At 51.1% G+C, this 24,662-nt stretch carries 25 protein-coding genes, 2 tRNA genes and 1 riboswitch; of the genes, 19 read left to right on the top strand and 8 right to left on the bottom strand.

Annotation, left to right across the window (positions count from 1 at the left end):
• Positions 1-32: 32 nt before the first annotated feature.
• The 3 genes from ACO0LK_RS14155 to gloB all read right to left on the bottom strand — a co-directional run bounded on the left by ACO0LK_RS14155 (position 33) and on the right by gloB (position 2,743).
• Positions 33-608 carry an elongation factor P gene (locus ACO0LK_RS14155; protein WP_186948997.1) on the bottom strand — a complete coding sequence of 192 codons (576 nt, stop codon included), beginning with the start codon at positions 606-608 and terminating at the stop codon, positions 33-35.
• A gap of 114 nt (positions 609-722) precedes the next feature.
• Positions 723-1,943, bottom strand: coding sequence for an elongation factor P maturation arginine rhamnosyltransferase EarP (gene earP / locus ACO0LK_RS14150; protein WP_422976042.1), 1,221 nt, complete (start codon positions 1,941-1,943; stop codon positions 723-725).
• A gap of 17 nt (positions 1,944-1,960) precedes the next feature.
• On the bottom strand, positions 1,961-2,743 hold the full coding sequence (gene gloB, locus ACO0LK_RS14145; RefSeq protein ID WP_422976040.1) for a hydroxyacylglutathione hydrolase: 783 nt from the start codon (positions 2,741-2,743) through the stop codon (positions 1,961-1,963).
• 8 nt (positions 2,744-2,751) lie between these two features.
• Between gloB and ACO0LK_RS14140 the strand changes: the two genes are divergently transcribed.
• The 4 genes from ACO0LK_RS14140 (at position 2,752) to ACO0LK_RS14125 (ending at position 5,917) form a co-directional block, all read left to right on the top strand.
• Complete coding sequence (locus ACO0LK_RS14140; RefSeq protein ID WP_186949000.1) at positions 2,752-3,525, top strand: class I SAM-dependent methyltransferase; 774 nt, start codon at positions 2,752-2,754, stop codon at positions 3,523-3,525.
• Positions 3,518-3,952 (top strand): ribonuclease HI, encoded by a 435-nt coding sequence (rnhA, locus tag ACO0LK_RS14135; RefSeq protein ID WP_422976038.1) that lies wholly within the window; start codon positions 3,518-3,520, stop codon positions 3,950-3,952. Before ACO0LK_RS14140 ends, rnhA begins: the two co-directional genes overlap by 8 nt.
• 80 nt (positions 3,953-4,032) lie before the next feature.
• Positions 4,033-4,872 (top strand): AraC family ligand binding domain-containing protein, encoded by an 840-nt coding sequence (locus ACO0LK_RS14130; RefSeq protein ID WP_422976257.1) that lies wholly within the window; start codon positions 4,033-4,035, stop codon positions 4,870-4,872.
• 103 nt (positions 4,873-4,975) lie between these two features.
• The gene (locus tag ACO0LK_RS14125) at positions 4,976-5,917 is read left to right on the top strand and encodes a DMT family transporter (RefSeq protein ID WP_422976036.1); all 942 of its coding nucleotides are present in this window, start codon (positions 4,976-4,978) and stop codon (positions 5,915-5,917) included.
• A gap of 275 nt (positions 5,918-6,192) precedes the next feature.
• Here ACO0LK_RS14125 and ACO0LK_RS14120 read toward each other — a convergent pair whose 3' ends face one another.
• Positions 6,193-6,993 (bottom strand): MipA/OmpV family protein, encoded by an 801-nt coding sequence (locus ACO0LK_RS14120; RefSeq protein WP_422976034.1) that lies wholly within the window; start codon positions 6,991-6,993, stop codon positions 6,193-6,195.
• Between the two features lie 684 nt (positions 6,994-7,677).
• Between ACO0LK_RS14120 and ACO0LK_RS14115 the strand changes: the two genes are divergently transcribed.
• The 6 genes from ACO0LK_RS14115 to ACO0LK_RS14090 are packed head-to-tail and all read left to right on the top strand — an operon-like array spanning position 7,678 to position 12,983.
• Positions 7,678-8,712, top strand: coding sequence for a ferritin-like domain-containing protein (locus ACO0LK_RS14115; RefSeq protein ID WP_422976032.1), 1,035 nt, complete (start codon positions 7,678-7,680; stop codon positions 8,710-8,712).
• Between the two features lie 17 nt (positions 8,713-8,729).
• Positions 8,730-10,412: a PQQ-binding-like beta-propeller repeat protein gene (locus tag ACO0LK_RS14110; protein ID WP_422976030.1), complete on the top strand. Its 1,683-nt coding sequence runs from the start codon at positions 8,730-8,732 to the stop codon at positions 10,410-10,412.
• A gap of 7 nt (positions 10,413-10,419) precedes the next feature.
• Positions 10,420-10,959: a manganese efflux pump MntP family protein gene (locus ACO0LK_RS14105; protein ID WP_422976028.1), complete on the top strand. Its 540-nt coding sequence runs from the start codon at positions 10,420-10,422 to the stop codon at positions 10,957-10,959.
• 9 nt (positions 10,960-10,968) lie between these two features.
• Positions 10,969-12,231, top strand: a complete 1,263-nt coding sequence (locus ACO0LK_RS14100; RefSeq protein WP_422976026.1) for a PQQ-dependent sugar dehydrogenase — start codon at positions 10,969-10,971, stop codon at positions 12,229-12,231.
• Entirely contained in the window at positions 12,228-12,452 is a 225-nt protein-coding gene (locus tag ACO0LK_RS14095; RefSeq protein ID WP_186949009.1) for a hypothetical protein, read from the top strand. The genes ACO0LK_RS14100 and ACO0LK_RS14095 overlap by 4 nt, the downstream gene beginning before the upstream one ends.
• A 33-nt stretch (positions 12,453-12,485) precedes the next feature.
• Positions 12,486-12,983, top strand: a complete 498-nt coding sequence (locus ACO0LK_RS14090) for a lipocalin-like domain-containing protein (RefSeq protein WP_422976024.1) — start codon at positions 12,486-12,488, stop codon at positions 12,981-12,983.
• 80 nt (positions 12,984-13,063) lie between these two features.
• On the opposite strand, the gene ACO0LK_RS14085 is transcribed toward ACO0LK_RS14090, so the two are convergent.
• Positions 13,064-13,570: a GNAT family N-acetyltransferase gene (locus ACO0LK_RS14085; protein WP_422976022.1), complete on the bottom strand. Its 507-nt coding sequence runs from the start codon at positions 13,568-13,570 to the stop codon at positions 13,064-13,066.
• 67 nt (positions 13,571-13,637) lie between these two features.
• Positions 13,638-14,042: a hypothetical protein gene (locus tag ACO0LK_RS14080; protein ID WP_422976020.1), complete on the bottom strand. Its 405-nt coding sequence runs from the start codon at positions 14,040-14,042 to the stop codon at positions 13,638-13,640.
• 232 nt (positions 14,043-14,274) lie between these two features.
• Here ACO0LK_RS14080 and ACO0LK_RS14075 point away from each other — a divergent pair, with 232 nt between their 5' ends.
• The 8 genes from ACO0LK_RS14075 (at position 14,275) to ACO0LK_RS14040 (ending at position 20,890) form a co-directional block, all read left to right on the top strand.
• Positions 14,275-15,144, top strand: a complete 870-nt coding sequence (locus ACO0LK_RS14075) for a TonB C-terminal domain-containing protein (protein WP_422976018.1) — start codon at positions 14,275-14,277, stop codon at positions 15,142-15,144.
• A 6-nt stretch (positions 15,145-15,150) separates the two neighbouring features.
• Positions 15,151-16,437 carry a Tol-Pal system beta propeller repeat protein TolB gene (gene tolB / locus ACO0LK_RS14070; protein WP_186949014.1) on the top strand — a complete coding sequence of 429 codons (1,287 nt, stop codon included), beginning with the start codon at positions 15,151-15,153 and terminating at the stop codon, positions 16,435-16,437.
• Positions 16,438-16,480: 43 nt separating this feature from the next.
• On the top strand, positions 16,481-17,011 hold the full coding sequence (gene pal, locus ACO0LK_RS14065) for a peptidoglycan-associated lipoprotein Pal (RefSeq protein WP_186949015.1): 531 nt from the start codon (positions 16,481-16,483) through the stop codon (positions 17,009-17,011).
• Positions 17,012-17,114: 103 nt separating this feature from the next.
• Complete coding sequence (gene ybgF, locus ACO0LK_RS14060; RefSeq protein WP_186949016.1) at positions 17,115-17,876, top strand: tol-pal system protein YbgF; 762 nt, start codon at positions 17,115-17,117, stop codon at positions 17,874-17,876.
• A 79-nt stretch (positions 17,877-17,955) separates the two neighbouring features.
• Positions 17,956-18,031: transfer RNA gene (locus tag ACO0LK_RS14055), tRNA-Lys, on the top strand.
• A 55-nt stretch (positions 18,032-18,086) separates the two neighbouring features.
• Positions 18,087-18,162 (top strand) — tRNA-Lys (locus ACO0LK_RS14050).
• A gap of 253 nt (positions 18,163-18,415) precedes the next feature.
• On the top strand, positions 18,416-19,288 hold the full coding sequence (locus ACO0LK_RS14045; RefSeq protein WP_186949020.1) for a class I SAM-dependent methyltransferase: 873 nt from the start codon (positions 18,416-18,418) through the stop codon (positions 19,286-19,288).
• Between the two features lie 144 nt (positions 19,289-19,432).
• Complete coding sequence (locus ACO0LK_RS14040) at positions 19,433-20,890, top strand: Ppx/GppA family phosphatase (RefSeq protein WP_422976015.1); 1,458 nt, start codon at positions 19,433-19,435, stop codon at positions 20,888-20,890.
• Between the two features lie 87 nt (positions 20,891-20,977).
• Here the strand turns inward: ACO0LK_RS14040 and ACO0LK_RS14035 are convergent, their stop codons facing one another.
• Positions 20,978-21,487, bottom strand: coding sequence for a hypothetical protein (locus tag ACO0LK_RS14035; protein ID WP_422976013.1), 510 nt, complete (start codon positions 21,485-21,487; stop codon positions 20,978-20,980).
• A 151-nt stretch (positions 21,488-21,638) separates the two neighbouring features.
• Positions 21,639-23,759, bottom strand: coding sequence for a TonB-dependent siderophore receptor (locus tag ACO0LK_RS14030; RefSeq protein ID WP_422976011.1), 2,121 nt, complete (start codon positions 23,757-23,759; stop codon positions 21,639-21,641).
• A 67-nt stretch (positions 23,760-23,826) separates the two neighbouring features.
• Positions 23,827-23,926: riboswitch (TPP riboswitch) on the bottom strand.
• Positions 23,927-24,117: 191 nt separating this feature from the next.
• On the opposite strand from ACO0LK_RS14030, the gene ACO0LK_RS14025 reads away from it, so the two are divergent.
• Positions 24,118-24,636 carry a hypothetical protein gene (locus ACO0LK_RS14025; RefSeq protein ID WP_422976009.1) on the top strand — a complete coding sequence of 173 codons (519 nt, stop codon included), beginning with the start codon at positions 24,118-24,120 and terminating at the stop codon, positions 24,634-24,636.
• Positions 24,637-24,662: the final 26 nt, after the last annotated feature.

The following is a 24,662-nucleotide window of genomic DNA, read 5'->3' as shown; positions in this document are numbered from 1 at the left end:
AAAGCAGCGTTTTTTTTATGCGTCTTTACGTATTAGTTACGTACGACTTTTTTGTATTCGTTAGTGCGTGTATCGATCTCGATCATGTCGTCCTGGCTGACGAACAGGGGCACTTGAACGATATGGCAATTTTCTTCAATTGCATTTTCGATCTTGGCTTCTTTCAGTACGTTACCGGAAGTATTGCCTTTGACTGCAGGCTCAGAATAGATAACCTGACGAACGATTGTCGTTGGCAATTCAACGGAGATTGCTTTGCCATCATAGAACACGGCTTCACATTCCATACCGTCTTTCAGGTAGTTGATGGAGTCGCCCATGTTTTCGGCTTCGATTTCATACTGGTTGTATTCTTGATCCATGAATACGAACAGCGGGTCAGCGAAGTAAGAATAAGTAACTGGCTTTTTGTCCAATACAACTACGTCAAACTTGTCGTCGCCACGGAAGACGTTTTCTTGTGGGCTGTTAGTCAACAGGTTTTTCATTTTCCACTTGTAAGTGAAACCTGTACGGCTGGAACCGTTGACGTCAGAACGCAACACGATCATAGGTTTGCTATCAACCATAATAATGTTGCCAACACGAATTTCTTTTGCAAATTTCATAGCGAGTATACGTAAAAAGTAGGTTGCATAAAAATCATCTGTCGCCCACTGGCAAAAAGCACCGCAAGCCCACGTTTGATTGAGATTTAAAACAGGTTAAAAATTAACCCAACATTATACTGCATCTTTTTGCCTTGCCTGCAGAACTGATGCCACAAACTTCAGCAAATTTGACGCCAGATCACCATTTTCGCGCATTTTTTGTTGCCATTCGGTGGATAAATCAGCAATTTGGGGCATATCCGCCTGCAAGGCTGGCCATAATTGTGACCAGTCCACCGTTTCCATGCTGGCATCATTCCATGCCCGGGCAAAGGCTGCCAGGCTGGGAGTGCAAGAACTGCAGGTTTTTAGAAAGGCATTCAGTTTGACATGATGCAGGTTTTTGTCTTGCGGGTAGATGTGCCAGATAAAGGCCTTGTTTGCCCACTGTGCCCGGACAAAAGAATCTTCACCGCGCACGAAATTGAGGTCGCACGCCCATAACAGCCTGTCGTAATCTGCCTGCGGAATAAAAGGCAATACCCTGACTGTCAGTGCGCCATGGGTGGCTGTGCTGCCGACTGTGGCGGCTTGCCCCAGGAAGGCGGTAACGGCTTCTGTGGCAACGCCATCAGGTACCAGGCAGGTGATTGCCTGAGCATTGTTTTGCCATTCTTTAAATAATCCTGCCACTGGAGCGTGCGGATAACAAAACAGGGAGATTCTGGTAGCGGCCATTTCGGCTGGCGTCACGCCTAAACCCGCAAGGAAATTTTCCATCTCAACCGGGCTTGCCTGAAAGGCCGGCCTGTCCTGATCCAGGCTTGATTCACGCAACAGGCCACCGGTTTTGTGATTGAAGCCGGGAAAGAAAAAATGTTTGGTCAAAGACAGGGAAGGGTGGGGCGATGGCAGGGTATGGCAGCCTTCCACCCATTCCTCTGCAGTCAGGCCTTCCAGGTTCAGCCACACGGGTCTGGGTGTGCATTCTGCCATGGCACGGATATATCCTGGCGGTATATCGCAGGCAAAAAATTCAATGACAATATCTGCCACATCAGACGCGCTGAACATACCGTCCTGGTTGCGCCAGTGACGTACATTTACATTGGCAATATCTTGTTGCGCCTGATCAATGACAACATCCGGGCAGATGCGGCGAAAGCTGATTAAATCATCGACCCACAGTGTGACTGCAATACCGTGTTCACGCTCCAGTTGTTGCGCCAGCCGCCAGCAAATGCCGATATCACCAAAATTGTCTATGACTTTGCAGAACAGGGCCAGTGTAGTGGCGGTTTTGATTGGCAGATCAATGCTGTGATTGTGGACCTGTTGTTCTTCTGATTGCATTTTCTTTTGTTATTCGTTCAGAAATGATTCTTCCATTCACGCAAGGCGGCAAAGTGACTGACGTCATCTCCGCTTGCACTGATTTTTCCACTCTCCAGCAAGCGCACGACGATTGTGCTTTCGCGGCAGCGCAAAAAGGGGTTGGTTTGCTTTTCCAGTGCAATATTGCTGGGAACGGTCGGGATACCCTGGTCACGTCTGGCTTTTTCTTTGAGTATGCGTTCCAGCAGGTTTTGATTGCCTGGTTCCACCTCTTTGGCAAAGCGCAAATTTGACATCGTGTACTCATGCGCGCAATACACGGCGGTGTCATCTGGCAAGGCTGCCAACTGATCCAGGGATTGCAGCATCTGTGCTGGTGTGCCTTCAAACAGACGCCCGCAACCGCCGGCAAACAGCGTATCGCCGCAAAACAGCCAGTGCTGCAAGGGTGCATAATAAGCGATGTGGCCCAGGGTATGACCAGGCACATCAAGCACGCGCAGTTCCAGCCCGAGCTCTGGTACGGTGAGCATGTCGTCCTGCTTCAGTTTCTGCGTGACCAGCGCAATTTTATCTTTGCTTGGTCCAAACACCGGCACCTGATAGTGTTCCAGCAGACTCGCCACACCACCGATATGATCAGCATGGTGATGAGTGAGTAAAATAGCGGACAATATGAGACAGTGCTCTTGTAAAGCCTGCAATATCGGTTTGGCATCACCCGGATCAACGACGGCAGCATGCTGGCCATTGTGGATGATCCACAGATAATTGTCGTCAAAGGCAGGGACAGTCAATATACTCAGGGAATTCTTCATAAACGCGCATGGAAGCTTTGGAAAAAAACATTATAGACCTGGGTGCCTGGTTAGAGTTGCCTGCCGGCCTGTATATCCGTGAGTGGGAGCAAAATCTGCTCGATACGCTGACGGTGGATATCTTTGGCTATAATGCGCTGCAAATCGGTTTGCCGCAAATCGATGCGCTGGCAGCCAGCCGCATGCCGCACCGCTGGCTGACCGATTCGCGCTTGCCCGACCCGGCTGCGCCCAAACAAAACCGGCCTACGGTCGTGGTGCATGATTTTGCCGAATTGCCTTTTGAATCGCAAAGTATCGATCTGGTGGTGTTGCCGCATGTGCTGGAATTTGCCGCTGAACCACATCAGATATTGCGTGAAGTGGAAAGGGTATTGATACCCGAAGGCCGGGTCATCATCAGCGGCTTCAATCGCAACAGTTTGTGGGGCGCAAGACAGGCCAGCGGACGTTTGAGCAAGAATTATTTCTTGCCCACGGAAGGTGAATTCATCAGCCATCCGCGGCTCAAGGACTGGTTGAAATTATTGGATATGGAAATTGGCAGCAGCGACTTTGGTTGTTATGCGCCCCCTTTCAAATCGGAAAAATGGTTGCAGCGCTGTCGCTTTATGGAAAAGGCTGGTCAGCGCTGGTGGCCTTACCTGGGGGCCGTGTATATGTTGCAGGCGGTAAAGCGCGTCAAGGGCATGCACCTGATCGGCCCCGCTTGGAAACAGAAACGCATAGCTGCCGGGCACGCGTTGCCGGTCGCCAACAAATCAAAAAATAAACATGGATAAAATAGATATATATACGGATGGTGCCTGCAAGGGAAACCCGGGCATTGGTGGCTGGGGTGCTTTGCTGGTGGCTGGCGACAAGAAAAAAGAATTATTCGGTGGCGAGAAAGACACCACGAATAACCGTATGGAATTGATGGCTGTGATACAAGCTCTGGGCGCCTTAAAACGCCCTTGCCAGATCACCCTGCATACTGACAGCCAGTATGTCCTGAAAGGCATTACCGAATGGATTACCGGCTGGAAAGCCAAGGGATGGAAAACGGCTTCCAAGGCCCCGGTCAAGAATGTCGATCTGTGGCAGCAACTGGATGAAGCGCGCAACATCCACGAAATAGACTGGCGCTGGGTGCGCGGCCATACTGGACACCCCGGCAATGAGCGCGCTGACCAGCTAGCCAATCGTGGCGTTGAAACCGTCTTGTAGCCTTAGCCATCATGCTACCAACAGTAATAAACACCGATACCCAGTTGGAACGACCTGATGGCCAGGTCGCACATGCGGGCATGGTGTTTCCTGGTGTGCCGCAAGTGTTTGAACATGTATCTGACCGGGCCGAATTCAAGCATGTCGCCCACCGGCCAGGCGTAGAGCTATACCGGGCTCACATCGTTGCCCATGCATTTGAACCACATACGCACGAAGCCTTTGGCCTGGGGGCGATAGAATCTGGTGTGGAAAGATTCCGTTACGCTGGCAGTGATCACCTGGCCCCCAAGGACACCGTGGTGATGATGAACCCGGATGAACTGCATACCGGCAGGGCAGAAACGGCAACAGGCTGGCGCTATCGCATGTTGTATATAGACCCGCAAGCGCTCGAAGAAATAAGTGGTGAACATGGCTGGTGGTTTCGCGATGCCGTGGCCCATGATGCGCTGAGTGCGCGCAAGCTCAGTTATCTGCTGGAGCAGTTATGGCAGGCAGAAGATGAACTGAGTTTTGACAGCCTGATGTTTGAATTATTGAACGGGTTTCGTCAGCACGCCTGTGTCGACAAACCGCGTGCCACAGAAGCCAGACAGCGCTTTGCCGATGTGCTGGAGTATATGCGTGCCAACCTGGCAGAAACCCTTAGCCTGGACAAACTGGCCCTGGTGGCGGGCTTGAGCCCTTTCCATTTCTTGCGCAGTTTCAAAACCCAGTACCATGCAACACCCCAGCAAATGCTGATGGCCTTGCGCCTGTTCGAAGCCAAATGCCTGCTTGGCAAAGGCTTGCCGCCAGCCCAGGTAGCAGCAGCGACCGGTTTAAGCGACCAATCCCACCTGAACAAGGCATTTGTGCGTCGCTATGGTGTCACGCCGGCACGTTATCAGCAGCAGGTGCGAAGTCAGGGCATGTAGTCCTGCCTGGCCGTATTCCGCAAAACTGTCGGACAACCGCAATCTGGTACAAGACAGAATAAGGCCTAACTTATAAGCTGGCTTTATTTGCGAAAGGCCAGAAATGTGGGCAGGTATTTTTTATGCGTTGGCAGCGGGTTTGATGTGGGGGCTGGTATTTATCGGGCCTCTGTTATTGCCTGAATATCCGGCGGCCTTGCAATCGGTGGGGCGGTATCTGGCTTTTGGCCTGATCACCCTGCCTTTGGCCTGGCTGGACCGCCGGCAATTGCGCCTGCTGACCAGGGCTGACTGGCTGGAAGCACTGAAGCTGGCAGCTATCGGCAATCTCTTGTATTACCTGTGCCTGGCCAGCGCCATACAGCGTGCCGGTGCACCTTTGCCTACCATGCTGATAGGTACCTTGCCGGTAGTGATCGCCATCACCGCCAATTACCGTAATGTCGAACGTGATGGCCGCATTGCATGGCGCCGCATGTTGCCGTCTTTGCTAATGATCGCAATAGGCGTTGCTTGCGTCAATCAGGCAGAAGTCACTGCCTTGAAAACGGCCAATCGTGCCGATTTGCTGACCTATCTGAGCGGTGCCGGTCTGGCCATCATTGCCGTAGCTTGCTGGACCTGGTATCCCTTGCGCAATGCAGACTGGCTGCGTCATCATCCAGACCGTCATCCACGTATATGGGCCAGCGCGCAGGGAGTGGCAACCTTGCCACTGGCTGTGCTGGGTTATTTGCTATTGTGGGGCGGAATGAATGCAACGCAGGTGGATTTTGCCATGCCGTTTGGCCCGCGCCCGCAGTACTTCATAGGCCTCATGCTGATCATAGGCTTGTTTGCATCCTGGATAGGTACCCTGTGCTGGAATAAGGCCAGCCAGTTATTGCCCACCAATCTGGCCGGACAATTGATCGTCTTTGAAACCCTGGCAGCCCTGACGTATGCGTTTATCCTGAAGCGACAATTTCCTGAACCTGTGACCTTGCTGGGCATCGCCTTGTTAATTGCCGGCGTCATGACGGCCTTGCGCAACAAGCCGGAATGAGTCGGAATGAGTCGGAATAGGCAGTAGATATTATTGCAGTTACCACGCAAAAAAAAGCGGAACTGTGAGGGAGGACACAGTTCCGCTATCAAACACACTTAGAACCTGCTTACGATCTTACTGCGCGAGCGTGATCGGGGCTCATGTGCTGCTCAAAATGCTCATGTACTTAAGTACATTCCGCTTTTTGCGCTGCGCTTAGTGACCCTTACCCCGCTGACGCTCGCTCGCTACAGATCGTAAACAGGTTCCTACAAGTAAAACAAAGAGAGAAATCAGAACGCGTAATTCACCGTGGTGATGACGAGTGGATTGGTTTTCTTTTTGGTCAGAGGGCTGTCGCCTGCGTCGCCCAATACCTGTGATACGCCAGCGGCCGTACGTACTGACCAGTTTTTGTCAATCACATGTGTCCATGCGACACTGCTGGTGGCTTGTGAGAAGCCGGCTTTGGCGGTAAATGCCTTGTAGCCGGAATTGGCGCTTTGCGTAGGTGTCACGCCAAAGTAAGTCTGGTTGTATTTGGCGTCGCCATAATTAAGCGATGCACCAATTTCCACTTTGTCGGTATTGGTTTGCATCAGCGGTGCGGACAATCCAAAGCGATACATATTGCCGTTTTCGCGATGGGACAAAGCCAGGTTGGCATCCACGGTGGCATTGATCAGGCCAGCGATATTGGTACCTGCGTGCAGGTTGGCAGTGGCAGAACCCTTGATGTCGCCCATGCCTTTCAGATCATCAGAACTGAACAGAGAATTTGAATTACGTGAATCTTCACGGCCTGCACGGTAACCGACTGCGGCACTTAAATTGAAGTCATCGACCTTCGTGGCAAAACCGACGCCCCGTGTGGTGCTCGCAAAAAAGCCATTCTTGTTTTTGTATTCGCCAAAAAGTGCAGGGCCGAAGCGGTTCTTCTTCGCGCCTACATATTCAGGTCCGTAAAATACGCCAGCACCAACGACTGCCTGAGATTCTGCTTCAGGTGCAGTCTTGTCTTCTGCATGGGCAGAAAATGACATGGCCATAAAACTGGAAAGAGCAATGGCACTGAGTTTGAAAATGGTGTTCATGGTGTTCCTTTAATCGAGATACGCAAAGTGCTTATATTCATAGCGGCCTGTTTGCCGCTTAAAGCTCTCCGGCGGAGAGTTCGAAGCGAAGTCTCGCAAAGAATGAATGCCAGCGCCATTTGAAAATCACAGGCTTAGTCTTGCTGCACATGAAGTACTGAAATTCGGTACTTCATGCCGAAATTTCAATGATTTGTGACTGGTTGGTGAACTTTTTGGCGTACTGTTCATGTGGCGCGCATCTCGTTGCCAGGGGGGAGCTTGTTTGAAGGAGCAGGTCAGTCCAAATATGCAATTGCATAAATGGCACATAATTGTTAATTTTTTCTTATTTATATGTTAATGCCTTGCATATATTGCAATCTTGGCTGATGATAATAAGACCATAAAATGCAAGCCGTATTTTAATCGCCGTTGCCACATCATCGCAGTACCAATAGTACCAATAGTACCAATAGCACCAATAGCACCAATAGGGAGATGACGATGTATCACCCATATGCCACCCATATACCAGACAGCAGCGCCAGTGGCTGCTGTCAGTCACAGATAGTCAAGCCATTACAAGTCACAACAAATCACTACAAGGCATTGCAAGCGCGCACCAGGCTTGCGATCCATGACCCGCAAATGAAATAACGTAAATGAAATAACCGTCAGCACTGATCCCAGCAAGGAGAATTCATGATTCGCCTCAAACATGCACTGATTGAATGTCATGACAATAGCTTTGAAGGTCGCCTGAAAGCGCTCAAACATTCATTGCAAACAGCCATAGAGTTAGAGCATTCGACCATACCGCCGTATCTGTATGCCCTGTATTCGATCAAGACTGATCAGAACCTGGAAATTGCCTATCTCATCAAGTCCATCGTTAAGCAGGAAATGCTGCATATGGCGCTGGACTGTAATGTCCTCAATGCGATAGGTGGCCACCCGAAAATCGACCATCCGCGTTTTATTCCCCATTACCCTGGTCATTTGCCTGGTGCTGTGGAAGACAGCCTGATCGTGCCGCTGGCGGCCATGTCGAAACAATTGGTACATGATGTGTTTATGGTGATAGAGGAGCCGGCAAAAACGGTGGATGGCGTTGATCCACCACCTGATGGCATGACGATAGGGCAGTTCTATCAGCATATACAGAAAGAAATCACGGCACTCGGCAAGCTTGGCAATATTTTTACCGGCAAGCCGGAAAAACAGCTGGTCACGGGTTTTCCCGAATTGCAGTACAAGGGTGTCACGGACGAAGCCAGTGCGCTGGCAGCCATTGATATGATCGTCGAGCAGGGCGAGGGCAGCGATGTCAGTCCTATCGATCCGGAACATCAATTGGCCCACTATTACAAATATGCCGAAATTTATTATGGCAGGAAACTCGTTGCCAACCCTGATCCACAGCCAGGCAAACCGGCATGGGTATTCGAAGGCCACCGCATAGAATTTGATGCCGGTGGTATCTACCCCGTTATCAGCAATCCGCAAAGACTGAACTATACACACCAGCCGCGCATTGCCGACCTGAACCTGACTTTCAATGCCACCTATTCAGACATGCTGCGCAAGCTGCATGCCGTATTCAATGGTCAGCCAGACCGGCTGGCGCTGGCCCTGCTGTCCATGCAGGCACTGCGTGAGCAGGCGCAACTGCTGATGACCCAGGAAGTGGTACCCGGCCAGACTGCCGGTCCGACCTTTGACTATATTCCCGCCTGATTTTTTGGAGAACATCGATGACGCAAACTAACTGGTGGATGTTTCATGGTGACACTGCCCATACCGGCGAGGTACAGGGCAGCGACATCAATCGTGACAGCCTGGAGCGCTTTGCGCTGCTGCATGATGTACCGATTCCTGGCCCGGTATTGTCAGTGCCTGCCATCGTGGACGGCTATCTGTATGTCGGTCTGGCCAACAACCATGAATTACCTGGTGCAAACGGTGGCAAGTTCATGAAAATTGAACTGGCCAGCGGCAAGACAGTGGCCCATTATGAATGGCCGATAGATCCAAAAGAGGGCGACACCCACGGCTTCATGGGCATGGGCTGTACACCTGCGATATGGAACAACAATGTGTATTTCAGTGCTTTCAACGGCAAGTTTTATTGCCTGAATGCGACTGATCTCAGTCTCAACTGGGTGGTTGATCTGCGCCATGCTGACCCGGATCATAATCAGCCCACCTCCAACCTCGGTGATGTCAGTGCTGGTGTCCCTGCTGCGGGCTGGTCGTCCCCTGTGGTTGCTTCGCAGGATGGCACTAACGGCCTGGTGTTTGTTGGCATGGGCGAGGGTGAAAACCCTGGCTGCTTTGGCTTTGTGTATGCGCTGGATGCACTGAGCGGGCAGGTGCAATGGATCTATTGCACCTGCCAGTATGAAGAAGGCGTACCCAATTTGCCGAATGTATTACCGCCCGAATCGGTGTCTGGCAGCTTGCCTGCCATGTATTCAATGGGGCCGAACAATCCGGCCATACGCGGGGCCTCTGTGTGGTCATCCATTGCCTATGATGAGCGACTGGATCGCCTGTATTGTGCCACCGGCAATCCGGTGCCGGACAGTGCCTTGCCCAGCAAAGGGTTTTCCAACGGCATCCTGTCGCTGGATGCCGCGACGGGCACGTTCCGTGGTTTTTTCCAGCCGCCACCTGAAAGCAGTTATCGTTCCTCTGACGTTGATGTTGACTTTGGCGGATCACCCACCCTGATGACCATCAATGGCCAGCGCGTGGTGACTGCCGGTTGCAAGAATGGCGGCTTCTTCAGGCTTGATGCAGCTACATTGAAATTGCTGAACTGGTGCCAGTTACTGCCTTATTACAATGACGGCAGCCAGATCCCGACTGTTGACCCGCACGTATCACCGAATGACCAGCGTCTTGATCCTTATGTGCCGAATCAGGCGTCGGATGAAGAAGATCAGGAAAACTATTCCGGCACCTATAGCACGGCAGCCGTGCATACAAAACTGGGGCGTCTGTTCATGGGTGTCGGTGGCAATAATTATCACAATGTTGAAGCTGGTATTGATTACCGCACCACTCCCTTCCTGCGGGCGCTCGACTGGGAAACCCTGGAAGATGCTTGGGCCATGGATGACAGCGATCCACGACTGTATATCGAAGCACAGCCACCTATGTACCGGACACCCGGCGAATCCGGCCTCAGTTCACCGGTGGTGGTGAATGACCTGGTGTTCTTTTCCACCTCCAAAGTGGCGGTGTATGCCTTTGATGCCTATACCGGAAAAATGCTGTGGCAAGATCAGCTGGGCGACCAGACCGGCGGCATGAATGGCGGTTATGGCTATTGCCTGGGGCCTGCGGTGGCCGGTAACTACATGGTGGCTGGTGCACTGGTATTTGGCAAACAGGGCGGCGTGCTGCGTATCTACGGTTTGAAAGACAAGTGAGGCTATGATGCTTGAAGTCATTTTATTTGGTGTTGTCGCTGGCCTGGACAATTTGCAGGTAGGTTCTTCCATCGGTCTGATGCCCATGCAGCGCCGGCGCCTGCATCTGCTGGCACTGGGGTTTTGTATCTGCGAACTGGGTGGTGCGATACTCGGCCTGCTGCTGGGGCGTACTTTTCTTGCGCAGATCGGTCCCTTGGCCAATGGCCTGGCACCGCTGGTGATGTTGGCCTGCGGGGTGGTGATCTTGTGGCTGGCTTTTCGCAATGAGGCAAAGGCCTTGCCGGATTTTGTGAATCACAAAGCCGTGCTGTTTCTGCTGCCCTTGTCACTGAGCTTTGACAACGTGATTGCCGGTGCCGGCATCAGTTTTTCCAGTGCACCGGTACTCACTTCTGCCATTGTGGTGGGGGTGATCAGTGCGGCCATGGCTTGTTCAGGATTGTACCTGGCCAACTGGTTGCGCCGGTTTATGCCACGGCGCATAGAAATGCTCGCTGGTGCTTACCTGTGCTTTCTTGCCGTGCGCATGATGATCGCAGACTGATTGATGACCATGCGCGCATTTGTTACCGAGCTTAATTTTCCTACCAGTCTGGCGCTGGCGCCGGATGGCCAGGTCTATGTGGCAGAGTCGGGTTTGCCGTTTGACCATGCCCCCAAGGGCGGGCGAGTGTTACGTGTCAATGAAGATGGCAGCGTCGCCGAGTTGCTCAAGGATTTGCGACAACCGGTGAATGGCCTGGTCTGGCATGACAATAGCCTCATCATTTCTGAAGGCGGTTTTCCGGGGCGTATCAGCCGCCTGGACCTGGCAACCGGTCAGCACCATACCTTGCTGGATGATTTGCCTGGGTTTGGCAACTACCATACCAACATGGTGGCAATCGGACCGGATCATAAAATCTATTTTGGTCAGGGGGCCATGACCAATAGCGGCATCATAGGTACCGATTCGAATGATCTTGCATGGCTGCGTGAAATCAAACATGCGGCGGATATTCCCGGTTATGACATCAGCCTGAGTGGACAGGTGGCGAGCATTACCGATCCGGAAGGGCGACTGGTGTCCACCAGTGCCTTTGCCCGCTATGGTCAGGTGCATGCCGCGGATACCCGCATGGCGGCACAATTGCCCTGCACGGCCAGTGTCATGCGTTGCAATCTGGATGGCAGTGAGCTGGAACTGGTGGCCTGGGGCATACGCAATGCCTATGGCTTGCTGTTCTTGCCGGATGGCCGTTTGATCGCGACCGAGCAGGGAACCGATGTGCGTGGTGTGCGTCCGGTCTGGAACTGCCCTGATTTTCTGTTCGAGATCAAACAGGGTGCCTGGTATGGCTGGCCAGACTATCTGGGTGGAAAACCTGTCAGCTCACCGGTTTATCGCAGCCCGGATGGTGTGGCGCAGGAATTTGTGTTGACCAACCATGCAGAACTGCCGCCGCCAGAATCGCCGCTGCTGGCATTTGATGTGAATGCCTGCGCCGTCAAGATGGCACTGATACCAGACAGTCTGTCATATGCCGGAGATTTGCTGGTGGCGCAGTTTGGTGATGAACGCCCCATGACAGGGCCACCCGGCCCGCGTGTCGGGCGTAATCTGGTACGGGTGAATACCCGTGACTGGAGCCTGCATCCTTTACCGCAACTGCCATGGTACCGCCCCATCGATGTAGCGTTTTCTGCTGATGCTGCGTTTGTCTATGTGGTGGACTTTGGCGATTTTGAATTTACTGCAAAAAAAGACATTGTGACGCGCGCCGGTAGCGGCGGTGTCTGGAAAATACCTGTTGATTTTATGGAGCTGAGATCATGAGCATGGTTTCTTTTGGAAAAGATATTGCCCCGTTGTTCAATCAATTTCGCGCGTCCATGATGTGGCGGCTGGACTTGACGGATTATGAACAGGTCAAGGCCAATGCCGACATGGTGTTGACGCAGATTCAAGGTGGCATGCCGCCACCGCCATATCCCCCTCTGACCACGGCACAGGTTGCCATGTTTCAGGCATGGATCAATCAGGGTTTTCCTAAATAGTTTATTTCCAATACGGTAAGAAAGAGAGACATCATGAGTCTGAATGCGCATTCCATTATCGGCACCTGGGAAATGGTAGAAGCCTGGGATATCGGCGATGACCCGAACGACCCGACCAAAAAAACCTACCCTTGGGGTAATCCATCTGCTGGTTACTGGGTGTATGACAAAAGCGGGCATTTCAGCCTGATGATTTCGCAAAATCCGCCACTGCCGATTCCGGCAGATCCCTTTAGCGGGGCACCGCAGTCGTCATGGCTGACGCCGGCCAAACCGTGGGAGGTACCGCATTCATTGTTGATCGACAGCTTTGCCACTGCCAGCCCGTATGCCTATTTTGGTACCTATACCGTCGAGATGGATACCAATCACCCGCATCTTGGCGGCACGATAGTCATGAATGTGTTTTCTGATGTCATGCGGGCCTACACAGCTACCGTGCAAAAGCGCACTTTCCTGTTCGACGGCCATGATTACCTGAATGTAGGCACGCCAGGCCAGTACTTGCGACGCCTGAAGCGGCTGACCTGAAGTGACGCCGCCAATCCTGCTCTTGCCTGCATGTTTTGGTGCCAGCAAGGGCAGGGCGTTCATTGATTTTCAGGGGCGTTTTATGTTGTAGATTGCGTGGATAGTGCAGAACCCGCAGGGCTGCTTGCCAGTCTGCTCAGCGCCTCACCCTGCAAACGGCGCACCACCATATGGCTTGCCTCTGTGGCACCGATGGAATCGTAAAATTGCCTGCTCATGGCTTTGTCTTTGACAGTGAGCCATTCTATTCTGCTGCAAGCATGTGCCTGGGCAATACCGGCCAGATGTTGCATTATGCCCAGTGCAAGCCCCTGGCGCCGGTAATCTGGATGTATGTAGATGGCTTGCATATACATGTCACGGACACCAGTGAAGGTACCCCATTTCCACGAATAAATGACAAAGCCGACGATATTCTGCTGTAGCAGAACAAACTTTGCCATGGCTGCCGGTTCAGGGCCAAACAGCGCGCCGAGTAGCGCATCCCGGTCGGTGCGTATTTCTTTCACGCCGTCGCTATGGCCCAAATCAATGAGCATCTCCAGCAAGGTATCGACTTCTGTTACCGCTACGTTTTTGAATTCCATGTCAAATCAGGTCCAGGTAACACGTTTTCTGTGATTTATCCGCTAGCTTGGTGGGCGGCTGTATTGTTTATTTCCCGTGCCGGGGTAAAAATGCCCTGATCTGGAATACATTGCCTTCCGGGTCGTAACCGTCGCAGATGCGGCACTGCTGAAATTCCCATTCATGTTCAGACGCATCAATTTGTCCGCCCAGACGGGCGGCAGTTTCCCGTGCAAGGCCGATATCGCTGACGGGCAAGACCAGTTTGATGGCAGTATCTTCTCTGCGCTCAGGTGGGGTTTTGATGTCAAAAGTATCGGCAATATGCGCTGGTATGGCGTGTATCACCAGCTGGAAGTGAGACAATGCAAGGATAGAATACGTGTCATCGGCATGGCTTATGCCAAACTGCATGATTTGCTCATAAAAATGACTGAGTTTGCTCAGGTTCTTTGCGTAAATGACTGCGCCGGGTATGGGTAAGCTGGACATGATGTATTTAAAATGAGGTGTCTGCATGGGGCGAGTTACCGCAAAATGGGGCAAGCGGCGATTAAATTCTACACGGATTGGCTTTTTGTTATGAGTGAACTCGTCAAGTCTTGAGGGAAAATGCACTTTGCAGTTTATAATTTCAGCTGTTACAACAATTTGATTGGCACTTTGTTACTGATATGGCGAACAATTCCCGGAACCAAGTCAGGCAAATGAAGTCTCATCGACTATGAATCAGGTTTCCAAGCAAGCGTATCCAGGTTATCACCGGCATCAGTCAGGTCAGTTGCGGTCCATCGTATTGGCTGCACTCGTGCATATTCTTTTGATTGGCTTTCTGTGGGTAGGCATACGCTGGCAAAACAAGGAAAGCACAGCGGTTGAGGCCGAAGTGTGGGATCTGACCACCCGTGAAGCAGCCCCCAAACCTGTTATCCAGCCGGATCCCCCGCCGGTTGTTGAAGAAAAACCCAAAGAACCGGTTCCTTTGAAGGAAGAAGTCAGGCAGGAAGACCCGGAAATCGCGATCGCCCAGGAAAAAAAGCGCAAGTTGCTGGAAAAGAAAAAAGAAGAAGAACTGCAACGCGAACTGGCTGAGAAAAAACGCAAGGAAGAGCAACAGGAAAAACTGGCCGAGCAAAAACGCAAGGCAGAGAAACTGGCGTTGGAAGATGCCGACAAAAAGAAACAACTGGCCAAGGATAAGCTTGCCAGCGATAAATTGTTCAAAGAACAAATGCAGCGCATGACCAGTCAGGCGGCCAATACGGGTAGCGGTGGCTCAGGTGTTGTTGCCAAATCGACAGGAAATAATCGCGGCGACCCCAGTTATATTGCAAAAATTGCCGCCAAGGTTCGTTCCAACACCAATTTCAGTGCAATTGACAGCACGGCCGGTAATCCTACAGTCGAATATCACATAGACCTATTGCCAGATGGTTCACTCCGTGGTGCAATACGCAAACTTAAATCATCGGGTATACCCAGCTTTGACGAAGCAGTGGCAAAAGGCATAGAAAAGTCTGCTCCTTTTCCTCGTGACAAGTCGGGCGAAGTGCCTCCCAGCCTTGAGCTGGTTTATCGTATGAAGGAAGAATAAATACCAATGATGTCCATGTTGAAAAAAATTGCAGTGTCCGCCGTGCTGGCCGCAGTAAGCAGTTTGAGCGTTCTGGCACCCGTGCATGCACAAATACGGGTAGAAGTGTCTGGTGTCGGTTCCAACCAGATTCCGATTGCCATTGCCGGCTTTACCGATGAAGCCCTGACGCCCCAGCAAGTGACCAGTATCATCAAGGATGACCTGAACCGCAGTGGTTATTTCAGGCTGATTGATACCAATGTCGTGCTGAATGAAAACGCCGCCATCAATTTTGGTGACTGGAAATCCAAAGGGGCCGACGCTCTGGTCGTTGGCAGTGTACAAAGCCTGAGCGATGGCCGTTTCGATGTGCGTTACAAATTGTTTGATACCCTGAAATCGGCTGCGCTGGCTGGCTTTTCAGTATCCGCACCACCTGGCAATATCCGCCTTACAGCCCATCGTATTGCCGATGATATTTATGAAAAGCTGACCGGTGTGCGTGGTGTATTTTCTACCCGCATTGCTTATGTCACCAAAGCTGGCTCTGAATACCGCCTGGAAATTGCCGATGCTGATGGCGAAGGCACCAAGATCGCCCTGCGTTCTGCTGAACCCATCATTTCACCTTCATGGTCGCCAGACGGCACCAAGGTGGCCTATGTTTCTTTTGAATCACGCAAGCCTGTCATCTGGGTGCAAAACCTGATTACCGGCGAACGTACCATCATTGCCAACTTCAAGGGCAGCAACTCTGCACCTTCCTGGTCGGCTGATGGCAGCAAGCTGGCGGTGGCGCTCTCGCGCGATGGCCAGACCCAGATTTTTACCGTCAGTGCGAATGGCAGTAACCTGCAAAAGCTGACCAGCAGTTCCGGCATTGATACCGAGCCGCAATTTTCTGCTGACGGACAATCGATTTATTTCCTGAGTGACCGTAGTGGCGGTCCGCAGATTTACCGCATCAGTACTGCAGGTGGCGAAGCAAAAAGGGTAACCTTTAGCGGCACTTACAATATCACACCAAGAATATCCCCGGATGGCAAGACTTTGGCTTATATTTCACGTCGTGATGGAAAATTCCAGCTCTACGTCATGGATTTGGCCAGTGGTCAGGAGCAGCGATTGTCCGACACCACCAAAGACGAGTCACCGAGTTTTTCACCCAATGGCCGTTACATCATGTACGCCACAGAATCAGGCCGTCGCGGCTCGCTCGCTGTGGTGTCGGTAGATGGCAAGGTGAAGCAGAAATTGACGGTTCAGGCCGGAGATATTCGGGAGCCCACCTGGGGTCCTTTCATGAAGTAAGCAGTATTTATTTCGGTATTCATTTATTTAATCAGGAGAGAAAATGCGTTTCACATCCCAATCCAAGACTCTGGCCATGCTGATTTCCAGCGTCGTTCTGATGAGTGCCTGCGCTTCCAAAGTCCCTCTGGAAGATAAAGCAAAAGTGGAAGAAAAAGCACCGGTTGTTGTCCAGACTACCCAGGCTGATCCTAACTCCGTCAAAACAGTGACAACAACAGTTGATCCGCTGACACAAGGTGCACTGGCAAAACGCAGCGTGTATTTTGACTATGACAGTTACACCGTCAAAGATGAATTCAAGCCTGTTATCGAAGCGCATGCCAAGTATCTGGTTGCCAATAAAAACCGTGGCATCCTGATTCAAGGTAATACTGATGAACGTGGCGGCCGCGAATACAATCTGGCACTCGGCCAAAAACGTGCTGAAGCAGTACGTAAAGCCCTGAGCCTGCTGGGTGTGTCAGAAGCACAAATCGAAGCTGTTTCTTTGGGCAAGGAAAAGCCAAAAGCAACTGGCAGCGACGAAGCTTCCTGGGCTGAAAACCGTCGTTCAGACATCATCTACAAGTAATCTTCGTGTTTGAAGACCTGGCAATGTATGGTCTTCATTTGCGTTCAACGCCGGATAGCTGCCATAGCTGCTCCGGCGTGTTTCCATTTTTTTGCAGATCGCCATGAAACTCAATTCCATACGCACTTCTTTCATTGCAGCGGCTATCGCCATTGCACTGGCACCTTCTGTCGCCTCAGCCGGCATTTTTGATGATGATGAAGCACGCAAGGCCATACTGGATTTGCGCAACAAGGTCGATGCCGTCAGCAACAAGCTTGATGCCAAGCTGGAAACCAAGGCTGACAAAAGCACCGCGCTTGAACTGGCCAATGAGAATGAACAACTGCGGGCAGAAATTGCCAAACTGCGTGGGCAAATTGAAGTGCTCAGCAATGACCTCGCCAATACCCAGCGCCGCCAGCAGGATTTTTATGTCGACCTGGACAATCGTGTACGCAAGCTTGAACCCAAGCGCATGACCGTGGATGGCAAGGAAGCAACCGTGGATGTCAATGAGCAGCGCGCCTTTGATGCCGCCATGACCCTGTTCAAGGGGGCAGATTATAAAAATGCAGCAAACGCATTTTCCAGCTTCCTGGTGAACTATCCGCAATCGGCCTATGCCGGTTCTGCCCAGTACTGGCTGGGTAATTCGTACTACACCCAGCGTGATTTCCGCAATACCATCGCAGCCATGCAGCAACTGGTGAAGGCTTATCCTGACCATCCCAAGGCACCGGAAGCCATGCTCAATATCGCCTCCTGCCACATGGAACTGAAAGAAAAGGCAGCAGCCAAGAAAGTGCTGGAAAGCCTGATTGCTCAGTACCCCGAAACCGAAGCCGCACAGGCTGCCAAGAACCGTTTGTCAGCCATGAAGTAGTGTCAACGGCAGGCCCAAGGGCGATAATCTGCCAGCAGCGTTGACAGGGTAGCCTGAACATACTATAATCTCGGTCTTCGGGTCGTTAGCTCAGCTGGTAGAGCAGCGGACTTTTAATCCGTTGGTCGCAGGTTCGAATCCCGCACGGCCTACCACGAATACCAAAGACTTAGGTCGCATCACTAAGTCTTTATCTTTTTTAGCAGTTTTGGGTCGTTAGCTCAGCTGGTAGAGCAGCGGACTTTTAATCCGTTGGTCGCAGGTTCGAATCCCGCACGGCCTACCAAAACAAAGGACTCAGGTGTCATACCTGAGTCCTTTTTTGTTTTACTGCGCAGATATCTGTAATACTGAAGCAATGGCTGTAGTCTGACGAGTGCTGCCCATTCATTAAAAATGCTGTTACATCATCGTTTGCTTCGGTATTCACCTCCATGCGACACATGGCGCAGGCTGCCGGGTTTTCTTTTGCTGGCTGTGGAATTATCATGGCCTTATGCTGAATGTATATTGGATGTATAAGTTACGAGTAGATCACCATGAAAAAGACCGGTAGTAAAGTGGCAGAAGTGCAAGATAAACAAGAGAAGCATGAAATACGTCCTGGTCAGTCTCTGGAATTACTGAAAGAGCTGCATATATTGACGCGTGACGGCAAGATGAATCAGGATAGTCGCCGCAAGCTCAAGCAGGTGTATCACCTGTATCAGTTTATTGAACCGCTGTTGCTAAAACTGCAGCAAGACCATGCAGACATCAGCCTGGTGGACCATGGTGCAGGCAAGTCTTATCTGGGGTTTATTTTGTATGACCTGTTTTTTAAATCAGCACAGGCGCAAAGCAAGGCCAGGATTTATGGCATAGAAACCAGGGATGAACTGGTGCAGCGTTCGACCGAGCTGGCGCAAAGACTGGATTTTCCTGGCATGTCTTTTCTGAATCTGTCGGTTGCCGATTCAATTACATCGGATGCCCTGCCTGAAAAAATTGATATCGTTACTGCATTACATGCCTGTGATACGGCAACCGATGATGCCATACAGTTTGCGCTGAAGAAGAAGGCACAGTTCATGGTGCTGGTGCCTTGTTGCCAGGCCGAAGTGGCATCCGAGCTGCGTAAAGCCAAGGGTGAAGCGGTGCGGAATAACCCGTTGTCAGAAATGTGGCGTCACCCGATTCACACACGTGAATTTGGCAGCCAGATCACCAACGTGCTGCGTTGCCTGCAACTGGAAGCGCACGGTTATCAGGTCAGGGTCACGGAACTGGTAGGATGGGAACATTCCATGAAAAACGAATTGATCGTGGCCGAATATAAAAACCTGCCGGCAAGGCGGCCGGCAGAGCGTCTTGCTGAGGTCCTGAAAACCACAGGCCTGGAAGCCATGGAAAGACGTTTCTTTGTGCATTAGTGGCTGGAACTCATTCCTATTTATGAAATGAGTTCTAGTTGTGGCATGTTACAAGCTGGTCACTGTCAGGTCATAAAAAATGATTAATATCATTTATGCTTAATTCAGTTCAATCATCATTATCATCAGTAAAGGATAGAAAACATGCTGGCCGCCGTTGACTTGGGTTCCAACAGTTTTCGCATGCACATTGCCCGACATGAGGGTGATGTCATTAAAGTCGTTAAAAGCGCCCGCGACCCGATACGTCTTGCTGCGGGCTTGGACAAGAATGGCAATCTGACGCCAGAGGCGATGCAAAAAGCCATTTCCTGCCTGGCACGCTTTCGTGAAATTCTGGACACGTATCCGGTAGAAAATCTGCGCGTTGTCGCTACCAATACCATACGTATTGCAAAAAATGCCGCGCAATTATTGCCGCTGGCAGAAGCCGCAATAGGCTGCCCCATCGAAGTGATATCCGGCGAAGAAGAAGGCCGTCTGATCTATATGGGTGTCTCGAATGCCGTGGCGATTCCTGGTGAGCGCAGGCTGGTGCTGGATATTGGTGGCGGTTCTACCGAAGTGATACTGGGGCATGGCCATGAGATCATCAAAGTGGAATCTTTCAGCATTGGTACGGTCAGGCATAGTGCCAGTTTTTTCCCGGATGGACGTCTGACGGATGCAGCTTTTGAAGCGGCAATCCTGTCTGCTCGTTCCATGTTTGAAGATTCTGCTCCGCCATATCAGCCACATCACTGGCGCAAGGCCTATGGGTCATCTGGCACCATGCGGGCGATTTCAGATGCGATCAGCAAGGGTGGCCTGGGTGATGGCACATTGACGCTGAAAAACCTTAATCTGCTCAAGCAATATTGCGTGCAGACCGGGCAGATAGATAAACTGGAATTGAGTGGCATTAAGCCTGAACGCGTTGCCATGGTCGTGGGTGGCCTGGCGATACTGATAGGCTTGATGACGGAATTTAATATTGCTGTCTTGCTGCCGGTAGAAGCCGGTCTGCGTATGGGCGTAATGTGGGATTTGTACCTGCGTGCCACCAAGCGTGACCGTCGTGAACTGTCAGTGCAATCGATCGCCAAGTTATTCCACAGTGATGTATCACGTGCCGATCGGGTGGCAGATATGGCGAAGTCGCTCTACCTGCAATTGAAACCTTCTTCGGAAACCTATACCCGACTGTTGCAATGGAGTGCGATGCTGCATGAAGTCGGCATGGTGATATCGCATACCGGCTATCACAAGCATGGCGCTTACATGATAGAAAATGCTGATATGGCAGGCTTTACCACGCGTGAACAAAGGGTGATGAGCAAGCTGATCCTGAGTCAGAAAGGTAACCTGCGCAAGATCGGTGATGGTCTTGCAGATGTGGATTTTGCCAAGGCTGTGTTGGCGCTGCGTTTGTCGGTCATGCTCATGCATTCACGTGCAGAAATCGATTTTGAAGATATCCGCCTGAAGATGAAGGGCAGGGTAGAGCTGGAAATGAAACGTGACTGGGTTAGCGTGCATCCTACCGTTGCCTACTGGCTGCAAAAAGAGATTGAGTGCTGGCGTGAGATAGGAATAGATTTCCTGGTCAGGGCGAACGTGTAAATTTTTTCGTCTGCCATATTGGCAAATCCTTGCCCTGTGATGTTGCCCGGGCAAGGACGCCATTCTGTCAAATGCGATTAAAGGTTATCAAGTGCAGTCAGCCACCATCAATGATCTGAATACGCGTCCCAATAATTTGCCGGATTTGTCATAGGCTTCAAATAATACTGTGCCGCCAAACTTGTTTGGTTTTCCGCCCACCAGGTCATAAAAGTGGATCTTGCTGACTGCTTTTAGCGAGAATGAAATGATGGTCCTGCTTCCCACATAGGGGTCGTGTTGCAGTTTGTAGATATGGATAAGTGAGATTTCCGCCTCATTGAGTTTGCCATGGGCTGCCGAATTCGGATCGGTATCAAAGTCAAGGTCGCTGGATATTGCATACACTTTCATCCTGATGTCTTGATTGCCTGCCTTGCCATCAATTTTTCCTGCCAGTGCGCCATCGGTCAATTTGTCGATCTGTATTTCAAACTGACGTTTGCCATCGCCAAAATCAGGAAAAGTGGCGTGGCATTTTAAAACTTCTTCCGCGCTCGCAAGATTGACCAGCAGGGCGCTTGCGATAGCAAAAATATACTTGAACGTATTCATCATGCCTGCTCCATTGGAAAGCTCAGCTTGATAGTGCCATAGCTTCTGTGTGAGGCCACGCATTGCTTTTAAAGTATTGAATAGCAGTACCAAAGGCAATAAAAAAGCGATGCCAGATCAATCTGGCATCGCTTTTTGCATGGGGCAAGCTGTATCAGAAATCGAATTGTGCTGACACTTTGTAAGTACGTGGTGCACCAGGGAACAAATAACCACCCAAAGACTGGGTCACATCGCGCCAGTAAAACTTGTCCAGCGCATTGTCGATGTTAAAGCGCAGGGTCGTTGCCGTATTACCGATTTGTGTCGCATAGCGTGCGCCCAGATTGACGACATGGTAACCGGGTACCGTGACGCTATTGTCCGGACTGAAAACTTTGCTGCTGGCATATTGCCAGCTTGCATTGACATTCAAACCTTTGACTTCTGCTACTGCATAATCGGCATAAACAGTAGATTTGAAGCGTGGCACGTTCATGACACGTTTGTTGTCCAGGCTGCTGATGCCGGTGTTTTGCTGTTTGGCATCCAGCGCAGTCAGGCTGGCTCCCAGATTCAGTTGCGAAGTCAGCTTGCCTTGTGCAGACAGTTCCAGACCTGTATGCAGGGCTTCGCCATTGCTGACATAGGTATTGCTGCTATTGGTATATTCCAGCGGCTTCTTGATGCGGAAGATGGCTGCAGACAGACTCAGATCACGCTGCACATCTGCCTTCACACCGAATTCAATTTGTGTGGATTTGCCTGGGTTCAGCATTTTGTTTTCATTGCTGGTACCGAAAGGGGCGATGCCGCCATGTTCCTGCCCTTGAGCAAAACTGCCGTAGACAGAAACCTGTTGCACGGGTTTGAATACCAGCGCTGCCGTCGACAGAAACTTGTTCTGGTCATAGCCAGGATTATCAAACTGAGTGCGTGAAATATTCAGATGACGCAGACCCAGATGCAGTTTCAGATTGTCTTGCAGGCTGATGATGTCCTGTACAAAGGCAGACCATTCCTTGTCAGTACGACGCAGTAAAGCCGGGCCGGTTTTATTGGTGGATGGCGCTACTGCCACAGGGCGGAACAAATTGCTGCTGCCCGCATAGTCATACACATAGTCACCAAAATAATCTTTGCGCTGTGAATTGCTGAGGCCGACAGCCAGCTCATGCTGCATGCCGGCAAGGCTGAATTTACCATTCAATTGTGCGCGCGTACCCCACAGTGATTTGGATTCATTCACACTCTGGTAGTCATACACATCATAGTCACCATTTGCGCAATAGCCGGGGTAGAGATTTGCTGCGCCACAACCGTATGGGAAGGCTGTGTAATCATCGCGTTTGAATTCATGCTTGTTGGCAGACAGGCTGGCTTGCCAGTCCTTGTTGATCTGGTATTCAAAACGCAAGCCCAGATTGCTGTTGCGGGTATCCACAGGTCTGGCCCATGGCTGTGCATTCAGCATCAGGTCTGCCGGTACGCCACGGGGTAAATCCGTGCCATTGAATAATTGAAATCCTGGAACGGACAATTGCGATTTATGCTGATAATCTGCATCGATCTGCAACAGTGCCTGTGGTGTGATATGCCAGTCAAACGCAGCAGACACAAACTGGCGCTCACCATCCGCACCCTTGACGTATGAGCGCAAACGTTCGCCTGCCGCGTTGATACGGAAACCAAACTGGCGGTCGCTGGAATTGTCGCTGATATCTGCCGCGCCATACAGCGTGCCGCGTTCACTGATTTCCAGGCTGACCGAGCGCAATGGTGCGCTGGTCGGGCGTTTGGTCACATAGTTGATGATGCCACCCGGCGTGGCAAAGCCAGCCTGGAAACCGGCAATGCCCTTGAGTATTTCTATGCGTTCCTTGTTTTCCAGCGGGATGGCGGCATCACCTGGAATGGCAAAACCGTCCTTGCGATAGCTGGATGAATTATCCAGGGCAAAACCGCGTATCGAGAATTGTTCGGCATAGCCGATGGCGTTGTAGGCGTCATTCACGCTGGCATCGAATTTCATTGCATCCGTGGTCTGGCGCACGCGCAAATCCTGCATCTGACTGCTGGTCATCACATTCACCGAGAATGGTGTATCCACTAGAGCCGTTTCGATGAAGCCGGATGCCTTGCTGCGTTCTGCTTTGCCTTCGGAAGTCTTGTTGCCGGTGACTACGACTTCAGGCAGAGGCTTTTCTGTCGTCTGAGCCTCTGCATGGGGCAATAATACAAATGCCTGGGCAATGGAAAATGCCAGCAGGGCAGGGCGAAATGGGGTATCAGACATGGTTTGCTCTTTATTTGCGCTTTAATGCGTTGTGGATGACAGCGCGGGAGCAAACAAAGAAACGGACGGACGGGACTTTGCGCTTCCCTTCGCTGGCATTATCCAGATCAGGTAGAAGGGACTCTCTCACCCGGAAACATTTGCTTCCAGGACCCCTAGCGAAGCCCGTACTTTACCATGAAAGCGGCCACAAGATTTGTAACACAATTTGAATGTTGGTACGGCGCATGGCAAAACTTGGATATGATGTAAATAACATCATCACAGAATTGTTGAAACAGTTGCATGTACAATTTGCAAATAATACTTGTTCATGCAGCCTCTTATTCAAATTTAGCCACGTTAGTCTTATATGCCTATGTCCAATTTCCAGCGCTTGTTTTTAAGTTTTTGCCTGCTCAATGTCACGTCAGTTTTTGCGCAAGAAGGCGCATCGGCGCCGGAATACACACTGAAGCGCGAAGATGACTCAACTGGTTCGCGTATCCGGCAAAATGCAGTAACTGGTATTAGAGTGCCAATCAATAAGCCTTATGCCGAGTTGACTGGCGAGCAAAAAGCCAGGGTTCGTTCATTGTATGAACATCTGGATGAAGCGGATGAGCCACCGTATCCGCTAAAAGGCACCAAAGAAATTCTCAGGGCAATTTCGAATGCGCAGGATGTGCTTCATCTACAAGGGGATTTGTCGGTCTTCGTTGAAGTCAATGCGGACGGGACGCCGAATGCCGTTGGTGTGATGAAATCACCGGATGAACGGATGACAAACCTGGTAGCCACCGCATTGATACATGAACGATATAAGCCAGGTTTGTGCAAGGGAACACCATGCAAAATGCAATTTCCCTTGCGTATCAAATTAGGCATGACACATTGATTTCGCGCTTTTGCATGAGCGCTGTG

It is taken from the genome of Undibacterium sp. Ji49W, assembly GCF_049340205.1.
Classification (GTDB): domain Bacteria; phylum Pseudomonadota; class Gammaproteobacteria; order Burkholderiales; family Burkholderiaceae_D; genus Undibacterium.
This window is presented reverse-complemented; position numbering and strand designations above follow the sequence as displayed.